The organism is Candidatus Micrarchaeia archaeon, from assembly GCA_041653315.1.
Taxonomy (GTDB): Archaea; Micrarchaeota; Micrarchaeia; order Anstonellales; family JAHKLY01; genus JAHKLY01.
This window is the reverse complement of record JBAZFO010000041.1, coordinates 1-9,586: the sequence shown is the minus strand read 5'-3', so window position 1 is coordinate 9,586 and position 9,586 is coordinate 1. Positions and strand designations below refer to the sequence as shown.

Here is a 9,586-nt window from a genome sequence, read left to right as displayed (position 1 = left end):
CGGCGACGACTGGGACCTTTTCTTCTGCTGCAGGCTTGGCGATTCCTTCAGGGTGTTTTATATCGACGCTACCGCAGGTAGCGAGTAAAGTTTTTTTAGTTTTTTTCTTTTTTTAGTTTTTTTTGTTTTTAAATACCTGGCGAAGCCAGGTTTTTTTAAATTTAAGATAAATTTATAAATTTTCTTTTCTAATTTTTATTTGCTCTAAAACCTAGAGCCACATGTCAATTTATAAGGCTGGTTTTAAACCAGATATAAAATACATTTGCAACAGATAGTAGCGCAGTTTGTGAAACCTGAAGCAGAGGTGATTAAAGAATAAATTGGCTAATAGGATGCTGGCTTTCCGCATGGCAACAGGTACAACGACAACAGGAACCTCAACTTCAACAACAGGCTTGGCAATTCCTTCAGAATGACTCATAGGTTTAGAGTTTTATTTTAATCGGTTTTAAAATGGCAAAAACTTACAAGAATTTATTTTCTTCTTTATATTCTTATGAAAATTTAAATTTAGCTTTTGAAAAAGCTAAAATAAGAAAATCAAATAAGCAGTATGTTTTAGATTTTGAAAAAAACTTAGAACAAAATCTTAAACAATTACAAAATGAATTAATAAACAACACATACAAACCTAAACCATTAAAGGTTTTCACAATTAGAGACCCAAAAACAAGAAAAATCAGCGCTTCTGATTTTAGAGATAGAATAATACATCATGCTTTAATAAATATAATTCAACCAATTTTTGAAAAAACCTTTATTTATGATTCATGCGCAAATCAAAAGAAAAAAGGAACTTCCTTAGCTCTTAAAAGATTTGACTTTTTCAAAAGAAAAGTTTCAAAACAAGGCTTTGTTTTGAAAGCAGATATAAAACATTATTTTGAAGAAGTTGATCAGCAGGTTTTATTAGATATTATCAAAAGAAAAATTAAAGACAAACAAATTATAAATTTAATAAAAATCATTTTAATAAACCATAAAACTAAAATAATAAATAAAGGAATGCCTTTAGGAAATCTAACAAGCCAATTTTTTGCGAATGTGTATTTAAATACTTTAGATTATTTTATAAAACACAATTTAAAAGTAAAATATTATATAAGATATGTTGATGATTTTGTAATCTTCCACAGATCAAAAACATATCTTTTTTATTTTAAACAAAAAATAAGTGATTTTTTAAAAGAGAAACTTTTTCTTTCGCTTCATGAAGGAAAATCAAAAATATTCTTTATTGCGCAAGGAATAACTTTTCTTGGTTTTAGAATTTTCTATTATTATAAGCGCTTAAAAAAGAACAATAGAAAAAGAATATTAGAAAAAATAGCTTTATTTAAAGAATTTTTGTATTCTTACTGTGATAAGTTTATGAAAAAACATATTGTTTGTTCTATCTTAGGTTTAAATGGTTATCTAAAGCAAGGGGGAATTGGTTTATATAATTTTAGAGCTAGTTTAAATTTTGAATTTTCACTTTTGTTAATCTAGATTTTTCTTTTATATCCATGATATCACTTATTTTTTCAAATAAATAGTCTGGCTTGGGAAAGCAAAATCTAATTTGTTTTTATCAAAGCGCTCTTTTATTTTAGTATTAACTTCATCTTGAATATCTAAGAATTTGCTTGTGTCAATTATATAATAAGTAAACATTAAATTTATTGAAGAATCTGCAAATTCTTTAAAATGTACAGTTGCGCTGTCTTTTTCAATTCCTTCAATTTCTTTTGTAATTTTTAATAAAATTTCCTTTGCTTTTGCAATTTGTTTAGTAGATGTATTATAAGTTAAACCAATATTAAATCTTATTCTTCTTTTTTCTGCTTTTGTATAATTTTCAATTATTTCTTTTCCTAAAATAGAATTTGGTACAGTTAATAAAGTTCCATCAAAAGATTTTAATCTTGTATTTCTCATACCAACTTCAGTTACTTGTCCTCCTTTTCCTCCAAAATTAATCCAATCATCAACTTCAAAAGGTCTTCCTGTGAATATATTAATTCCACCTAATAAATCCCCTAATGTGCTTTGAGCTGCCATTGCAACAGCAATACCAGCAATACCCAAACCACCTAAAAGAGCTGTTACATCATAACCAAAGTTATTTAATGCAGTAATCAAAGCTAAAATAAAAACAATTGCGAATACTCCTTTTTTGAAAATAGGCAATATTTGGTCATCTAATTTAGATTCAGTTTTTCTTGTTAAATGTTCAACATAATTTTCAATAAATGAATTTAAAACTCCTACAATAAACCATGCGATATTAAATGTTAATAAAACACCCAAAATATTTTGTGCTGTATTTCCATAGCCATTTGGTAAAGATAAAAATTCCAACCCAAATTGTGCTCCAAATATTAAAATTAAAACAATAAATGGCTTTTCTAATGCAGACATTAATAAATCATCTAATTTTGTTTTTGTTCTTTTTGTAAATCTACTTATTGTTCCTTTTATGATATAATAAGCTACTTTTGCTAAAATTATGGTTCCTAGAGTAATGAATAGGAAATATGCATAATTGATAATAGTTGTTCCGAAAACTGTTATATTTAAAAAATCCATTTAACTCACTTTAAATACCTAAATTTTCAATAATTTTAGATGTTTTATACTCTTCATTTTTATCTAATTTAATATATGGATAATTAGTAATAAAAGGGTTTTGGTCATAACCATAAACTATTAAGTTCGGATTTATTTTTTCAGCCATTTCTAAAGGATTTTCTCCTCCAATTAAACATAAATCAACTGGTTTTAATGATTCAACTATCTTTTTTCTATGTTCTTGTGAATGTATTGGTTTTCTATTTTTATTTTTTAAAACTGTATTGTCGTTTGCAATTATTACAATTAAGATATCTGCTTTTTCTTTTGCTTTTTCTAAAGTATATATATGTCCATAATGCAGAATATCAAATACACCTCCTGTCATCACAATTTTTAATTTATTTTTATATTCTTTTTTCAAATAATATTTTCCATTAATCTCTTCTAATTTTTCTTTATCTTTTTTATTTAAAACTTCATAAGCATCTTTAGATATACCCTCTTGTTTAATTTGTAAAATAAAAAGGTCTTTATTATTCATAATATATTATTCTTAGAATAACTTTAAATTACTTTATTTGTTAAATATTTTATGGAAAAAACAAAATTATTTAAATTGGCTGAAGAGGTTTCAAAAATATTACCTAATCAATTTTATCTGGCTGGTGGAACATCTATAATGTTTAAATATAATCATAGGAAAAGTGTTGATTTAGACTTTTTTAATGAAGATTTTTCTTTTGATTATTACGTTAGAAAATTTAAAAACTATTTCAAAAATAGAATAAAGACAATACATATAGATAAAACTTCAGATAATATAGATTTTGTTATTGATAATGTAAAAATTTCATTGGTTAAATTTTATTTTAAAAATCTAATGAAAAAACAAAAAATAAAATCAATTATTCTTGCCAGTGATGAGGATTTATTATTAAATAAATTATATGTTATTACAAGAAGAGCAGAACACAAAGATTTATTTGATATTTATTATTTATTAAAGAAACATAATTATAAAATTAATAATATAGAAGAATTGTTTAAGAAGAAATTTGGAATTCCATTTGATGAAACTTTAAAATATTTAATTAGATTTAAAGATTTTAATTTATCTAAAAAATACTCTAAGAAAGAACAAGAAGAAATTCAAAAATTTATTTTAGGTTGGGTTAAAGGAAAAAAAATTGTTTAAAAGTGGTGTTATGAAAATAAGAGGAAAACAAAGAAGAATAATGAATTTTTCTAAAAATCCAGAATATAATAAAGATATACTTGTCCCTAAAAAATATATGACATATTTTTGGGATTATGGAACTAATAAAATATCAACTTTTGTAGTCGTTAAAAGAATGATTCAGTTTGTAGATAGAGATTCTTGGAAATGGTTGTACAATAAACTAGGAAGAAATCAGATTAAAAACATTTTAAAAGATGAAAAGCAAAATTTTAATGAAGTAAATACAGATTATTTTAAGTTTTTATTTAGTTTATAATTTCTGTTTTAAATTTTGGCAAATTACAAAAGTCTGTAGAAAAATTATATGCGCCAGCGTTTAAGAATATAATTTTATCCCCTATTTTTGGTTCTTTTAAATAAACTCTATATCTAAAAATATCTAATGAATCTGGGGTGCATCCCTTTATTGTATATGCTTCGGCGCCTTTGTCTTTTGGATTTAACTCATTTTTAACTAGTAATCTTATATGTGAGATAAAAGTATCCATTGCGCTGTTATATACAGATGCATTTACAATAATATTATTATCATAAATATTTTTTATTGTTGTTTCTAATTCAATACAAGGAGCAGCAATAAATCTTCCTGGTTCAATAATCATTTGAATATTATTTTTATTTAACCAGTCTTTTATTTCTTTTATTCTTTCAAAAATATTTTCAATTGTGTCTGAACTAAAATTTTTATATATTGAAGGCAGTCCTCCCCCAATATTTATATAATCCATATTTTCTAATGTTTTTTTATCTAAAATATCTTCTAATTCCTGCTTTAAATTCCATTCACTAATGTTTTGTGTTTTTCTATGAAAATGAATTCCTAATTTTTCAATATTTTGATTCTTTCTTAATTCTGGGATGAGTTTATTTATTTCGTTTGAATACATACCAAATACAAAATATTTTCCAGTTTGTATACTATGTTCTTTGAGACGCATTCTTAATAATAAATTGATTTTTATATTATTTTTTTCTAAATATTCAATTAAAATTTCTAAATCTTTTTTATTATCTATTACAAAAGAAGTAACTCCTATTGAGTTTAGTTTTTCTATTTCTTGTGTATCCCACGCTTGTGGGAAAAACCAGACTCTTTTTTTATTTTTAATTTTTTCTAATGATTCAAATGAGTGTACGCTAAAAAAGCAGTCTGTTTCTTCTAGAATTTTACCTACTTCTTGATTTGTTTTAAAGCTATATGATACTAGATCTGCGTATTCTTTAATTAAATTGTATTGTTCAAATACTTTTGATTTATGTAAAATGAAATGCGCTTCTGACATGATTATTTTTTATAAGATAGTGCTTATAAATTAAGTGTTTTTCTTATTTTTGATCAATTATATTTAATTATTCATACAAAAATAACATTTCGTTAAATTCTTTTACCAAAATGTATATCATTTTGTCAAATTCTTTTGCCAAAATGCTACTTTTACTGTTTATCCTATCAATTCCCTGGTTTAGATAGTCTGTATTAGCAATCTTTATATTAACAATCTTTACTATATTGGATTAATTGTTAATGTTTGTTAACAATCTTTACAATTATGGATTAATTGTTAATGCATTTGCGCACTTTTTCTTCAGCAAGCAATCATAATTGTCCTATTTTTGCTGTTTCAAAGTTTTTCGTTTTACCATATATATATATATTTCGCTTCCAAAAATAATTAGAAAATGCTTGAAGGTGATGAAATGGCGGATAAAACTGTTAAACTTGAACCTATTTATAGTTTAGATAAAGAAGGTATGCATTTGAGGTTGTATAATTTAGGGGATTTAAGTAATTCAGGTAATTTTATCCTTGAAAGATGGAGTGGAAATGGAGAAGATAAAGTTAGATACGAAATTCCTAAAAAATCTGTTGTTTTATGCCCAGAAGTTTCAGATCCTGCTGCATTTATGCAATTTGTCAAAGAGATCAACACAAGTACTCTCCCCATTAAAATTGGTACAAAAGAAGGAGATAACATATTTATTCATGGAATTCATAGGCGAGCTATTTTTGTTATAGGAACTACTAAAGATTCTCCTTTTGAAAAAAAGGGTTCACTTGCGAGAGCTAAAGATACTTCTTTGGATTCTTCAATAATACAAGCGTTTATTTCTCAAGAATTTAAGGAAAGTAGTGGATGGAATAATCCAACAATTCCAAATAATAAAAAATTCATTTTAGATGCATTTAATTGTGTTAGCTATGCTGAAACAAAAAATGAGAGGGATCAATTACTTCCCGCACTGAAATTTCAAATCACTAAAGATATACTAAAAACATTTGATGTTAAAAATATCTCTGATCAACTAAGTGATAAAGACAAAGTTCCAAAATCGAAAATATAGTTTAAACTTTTTTTCCTCTTTTTATTTTCCATTTACCTATTCTTTTTCAAGCAAGCCGTTCTTGTTCAATTCCTCAATCGCATAAATCATCATCAATGGAAATGTTATTGTTACATCTCCAATAACTGTTGCTGCATCTGAATCATCTTTTATTTTTCCCCATGATTTAGCTTCTTTTGTAGTAGCGCCTGACATGCTTCCAGAAGATGCGCTTGCTGTTGTTAAATAAACTGCATAATCAATTCCACCATTTAATAAACATGCTAGTAATGCATGATGTTTACTTATACTTCCCCCAAGCGCAATAAGACCTTTTGTTTCATCTTGAGATGTTGAAAATAAAATATTAGCAAAATCTTTTACTACATCAACCATAAATCCTTGATTATCCTGCTGGAATAAGTATAAATGAAAGCCAAAAGCGCCGTCTGTTATTGCAGGACAGAAAATAGGCACATTATTTTTAGATGCTTGAAATAAAATTGAATTTTCATCTTTAATCATTTTTCCCATTTCATTTAACATTTCTGAAACAGGCCAAATTTTCTTTTTTTCATAAAGTTTTTTCAAAGAAGGTTTCATCCAATCTTCAAATTTACAATAACTTTCATTTGTAATAAATAAATTTCCAACTCTGTTAACTCCTTTTTCATATAATTCAACATCATCTGAATAAAAATCACCTATTGTAAATTTTTCTCCCATTGAGCGCATTATATCTTCTTCAATTCCACCAACTGTTGTTACTATTACATCTACAATGCCTAATTCAATCAATTGCGCAAAAAAACCTCTTAAACCTGAAGTAACCATATTAGAAGTAAAGGTTAAGTATATTTTAGCTCCTGATTTTTTCATTTTAATAATTACTTCTGCTGCTTTTTTGAGTTCAACACCTTGAAAACCTGTTGAACCCATTTGTTCTACTAATTCATTAACTTTAATCCCTTTTTTCCATTTGATATCTTTAACATACATAATTATCCCTCATTAAATTTTTATATATAAAAATTGTATATAATCTATATTCAAAAATATTTTTAATACTTTAATTTTAATATATTAAGAATTATACTGCTCCATTTGTGGCTTAGATATGTTTTTAACTTTCCTCTTCATTAGGATATTCTATTTCTTGTACTTCTGTAGGATAGCAGTCAAGGTAAAATTTCATTACTTTATATGCTTCTTGCCCTTCTGGTGTATCTCCTTTTCCTTCAGCCATTAAAGTAAATAATATATTTTGGCTTTGGGCAGTCAATAAATCTAATTCTTCTCCAGTAGGACATTCAGTTAATTCTTCGCTATTTAATTTAGAATCATCTAAATTCTGATCTTGTTCTGTATTATTTAAGCTTTGTGCATCTATTTTTTCAGAACTGCATTTTTCTAATTCAAGTCCACCTAAAAATTGATCCATTGAAATTTTTTCATTATAAAAATTTAATACTTCAGTTGAGGTTGTTTTCATAGATAAACATAAATCATTTTTAAGATATTTAATAGAAATATCCTGTATCTGTGGTGCATCTTGAACAATTACAAAACAAATTGCAGCAAAATCATTAAAAAAGTCATTTTCTGAGCCTTCATATTGAAGTTCAACTAAAATAGAATCATCATTTATATTGATATCTTCAATTAATACATCAAAAATCATTAAATCATTTTCAATCATAAATTCTAAATTTCTTATGTCTATAAATTGTAGTGAATTTTCATCATTAGGATTATTTGTTTCTAATGCTAAAACTGGCTCTTCTAAATAATATCCTTCTATTCTTATTGGGTTTTGAAATATATTATATGCTTCTAAAGCTGTAGTATATACTAATTGATCCATATCTAAAAATGAATCAGAACTAAATTTAATTAATATAAAATTATTTTCATTATTTATCTCTATCAAGTTTAGATTATTTTCTTTTAAATATTCAGACATTTCATTTGTCTGAAGAGAATTATTTCCATTTGTTTGAGTAGAAGTATTATCAAACATATTTTTGATTGTTTCAATAATATTATTTATTTCTGGAGCATTATCTTTAATGATTGATGGATTTGAAAATAGATAAAAACCTATCAAACAAATAAATATCAAAAATATAATTATCCCTATTTTCATTGTAATTCACCATTTTCTTTCATTTGAAGAATATAAAGATTGACTCTACTTTCAAATGTTTTAAATTCATCTTTAGAAAATGCAGATACTGTTTGTGACCATCTTTTGCCTTCGTTTGCTTCTGCAACTAATGCAGTAGTTTGTTTAATTGTTTGACTCCATGTCAACCCACTTTCTCTTAATAATCTTGCTTCTTCAAGAACAGAATTATATTCGCTGTTATATCCATGGGCCATTGTTTTTTTTACAGTGCCTCCTAATTGATCAAAAATAAATTCATAAGGTTTTGTAGCAGTTGAAGTTGGTATTAAATTTTTTCCAATTGAGAGAGATAATTCTTTATCTCCTGTGCCGTCCATTTGGTTAAATAGGTTTGCTGCATTTTTTCCAATATCTAAGTTAATTTGGGTGTCGGTTGTTTTTTCTTCATCACTTTTTTGGTCATCAAAGAATTTCATTATATAATCTTTATATGGTCCGATACCTGGAACATCTCCAATTTGATCTGAAATAGTTTTTTTTATTTCATCTTTTTTATAATACATATCTTTATTATCAATATTTGCCTTTGAATTATCTGGATTAGTTAATATAATCTTTTTTTTGCCATTTTTTGTTTCAATCTCTTTAACTTCAACATTATTCTTTTTTGAGATTTCATCTATTTTATTTTCATTTTGAATTTGTAAATTTGTTTTAGTCTGTTGATTTGTAGTTGTTGTTTTAGGTTCTGTTTTTTGTGTTTGGGTAGTTGTTTGGGGAATATTAGTTTTAACTGAAGGGGTTTCATTAGGTGTTTCTGTGCATCCAATATAATCTGTATCTGTTATTGAAGAAAGTTCTTTACAAAACTTTCCTAAATATGTACAATCTGCATGTATTTGATATCTACAAAAAGGAATAACACAATTATCGCATTGTGCAAGATCAAAATCATTTTTTAATTTTTCTTCTTCAGCTTCTAGTATTTTTATATTTTTATTATATGCTTTTAATAAAGGCTCGCAAAGTAATTGTATACAATAACTTTCATCATTGTCTGTTTTAATTTCTGTTGTTGTAATCGGATTTATTGCTCCTTTTGCGCATGTAGTATACCTGCATAAATTATATTCAGAATCTGCTGCGAAAAAATTAGAAGAATATTTATCTACTTCATCACTTTTTTGTTCCCATATTAACTTTAATGGCTCTTGCATTTTTATACATGCTTTATAATCTTCTTCTGGATTAGCGCTCTGGCATATTGAAGAGTCGATACTTAAAACTATTGGAACACTTAATAATAATATAATTAAAATATATAAAAAATAAAATGA

10 protein-coding genes are annotated in these 9,586 nt (G+C 25.7%); 4 read left to right on the top strand and 6 right to left on the bottom strand.

Annotated elements, in window-relative coordinates; all coding sequences use genetic code 11:
• Positions 1–456 precede the first annotated feature (456 nt).
• The gene (locus tag WC356_06655) at positions 457–1,494 is read left to right on the top strand and encodes a reverse transcriptase domain-containing protein (GenBank protein ID MFA5382822.1); all 1,038 of its coding nucleotides are present in this window, start codon (positions 457–459) and stop codon (positions 1,492–1,494) included.
• A gap of 27 nt (positions 1,495–1,521) precedes the next feature.
• On the opposite strand, the gene WC356_06650 is transcribed toward WC356_06655, so the two are convergent.
• Together WC356_06650 and WC356_06645 are read right to left on the bottom strand one after the other, a co-directional pair.
• Positions 1,522–2,574: a mechanosensitive ion channel family protein gene (locus WC356_06650; GenBank protein ID MFA5382821.1), complete on the bottom strand. Its 1,053-nt coding sequence runs from the start codon at positions 2,572–2,574 to the stop codon at positions 1,522–1,524.
• A gap of 10 nt (positions 2,575–2,584) precedes the next feature.
• Complete coding sequence (locus WC356_06645; protein ID MFA5382820.1) at positions 2,585–3,100, bottom strand: adenylyltransferase/cytidyltransferase family protein; 516 nt, start codon at positions 3,098–3,100, stop codon at positions 2,585–2,587.
• Positions 3,101–3,151: 51 nt separating this feature from the next.
• On the opposite strand from WC356_06645, the gene WC356_06640 reads away from it, so the two are divergent.
• Both WC356_06640 and WC356_06635 read left to right on the top strand, forming a co-directional pair.
• Positions 3,152–3,754: a nucleotidyl transferase AbiEii/AbiGii toxin family protein gene (locus WC356_06640; protein ID MFA5382819.1), complete on the top strand. Its 603-nt coding sequence runs from the start codon at positions 3,152–3,154 to the stop codon at positions 3,752–3,754.
• A gap of 10 nt (positions 3,755–3,764) precedes the next feature.
• The gene (locus WC356_06635; GenBank protein ID MFA5382818.1) at positions 3,765–4,055 is read left to right on the top strand and encodes a hypothetical protein; all 291 of its coding nucleotides are present in this window, start codon (positions 3,765–3,767) and stop codon (positions 4,053–4,055) included.
• Here WC356_06635 and WC356_06630 read toward each other — a convergent pair.
• Positions 4,045–5,082 (bottom strand): decarboxylase, encoded by a 1,038-nt coding sequence (locus WC356_06630; GenBank protein ID MFA5382817.1) that lies wholly within the window; start codon positions 5,080–5,082, stop codon positions 4,045–4,047. The two genes, WC356_06635 and WC356_06630, sit on opposite strands and share 11 nt — an antisense overlap.
• Before the next feature lie 397 nt (positions 5,083–5,479).
• On the opposite strand from WC356_06630, the gene WC356_06625 reads away from it, so the two are divergent.
• The gene (locus WC356_06625) at positions 5,480–6,142 is read left to right on the top strand and encodes a hypothetical protein (protein ID MFA5382816.1); all 663 of its coding nucleotides are present in this window, start codon (positions 5,480–5,482) and stop codon (positions 6,140–6,142) included.
• 36 nt (positions 6,143–6,178) lie between these two features.
• Here the strand turns inward: WC356_06625 and WC356_06620 are convergent, their stop codons facing one another.
• From WC356_06620 to WC356_06610, 3 genes are all read right to left on the bottom strand, one after another.
• Positions 6,179–7,120, bottom strand: coding sequence for a deoxyhypusine synthase (locus tag WC356_06620; protein MFA5382815.1), 942 nt, complete (start codon positions 7,118–7,120; stop codon positions 6,179–6,181).
• 124 nt (positions 7,121–7,244) lie between these two features.
• Positions 7,245–8,267 carry a hypothetical protein gene (locus WC356_06615; protein ID MFA5382814.1) on the bottom strand — a complete coding sequence of 341 codons (1,023 nt, stop codon included), beginning with the start codon at positions 8,265–8,267 and terminating at the stop codon, positions 7,245–7,247.
• Positions 8,264–9,586 (bottom strand): hypothetical protein (locus WC356_06610; GenBank protein ID MFA5382813.1); only part of this gene is annotated, 1,323 nt, incomplete at its 5' end. The genes WC356_06615 and WC356_06610, both read right to left, overlap by 4 nt.

Excerpts from the sequence above, each read along its gene's own strand:
- WC356_06655 (MFA5382822.1), top strand. The coding sequence starts at position 457 with ATGGCAAAAACTTACAAGAATTTATTTTCTTCTTTATATTCTTATGAA.
- WC356_06650 (MFA5382821.1), bottom strand. The coding sequence starts at position 2,574 with ATGGATTTTTTAAATATAACAGTTTTCGGAACAACTATTATCAATTAT.
- WC356_06645 (MFA5382820.1), bottom strand. The coding sequence starts at position 3,100 with ATGAATAATAAAGACCTTTTTATTTTACAAATTAAACAAGAGGGTATA.
- WC356_06640 (MFA5382819.1), top strand. The coding sequence starts at position 3,152 with ATGGAAAAAACAAAATTATTTAAATTGGCTGAAGAGGTTTCAAAAATA.
- WC356_06635 (MFA5382818.1), top strand. The coding sequence starts at position 3,765 with ATGAAAATAAGAGGAAAACAAAGAAGAATAATGAATTTTTCTAAAAAT.
- WC356_06630 (MFA5382817.1), bottom strand. The coding sequence starts at position 5,082 with ATGTCAGAAGCGCATTTCATTTTACATAAATCAAAAGTATTTGAACAA.
- WC356_06625 (MFA5382816.1), top strand. The coding sequence starts at position 5,480 with ATGCTTGAAGGTGATGAAATGGCGGATAAAACTGTTAAACTTGAACCT.
- WC356_06620 (MFA5382815.1), bottom strand. The coding sequence starts at position 7,120 with ATGTATGTTAAAGATATCAAATGGAAAAAAGGGATTAAAGTTAATGAA.
- WC356_06615 (MFA5382814.1), bottom strand. The coding sequence starts at position 8,267 with ATGAAAATAGGGATAATTATATTTTTGATATTTATTTGTTTGATAGGT.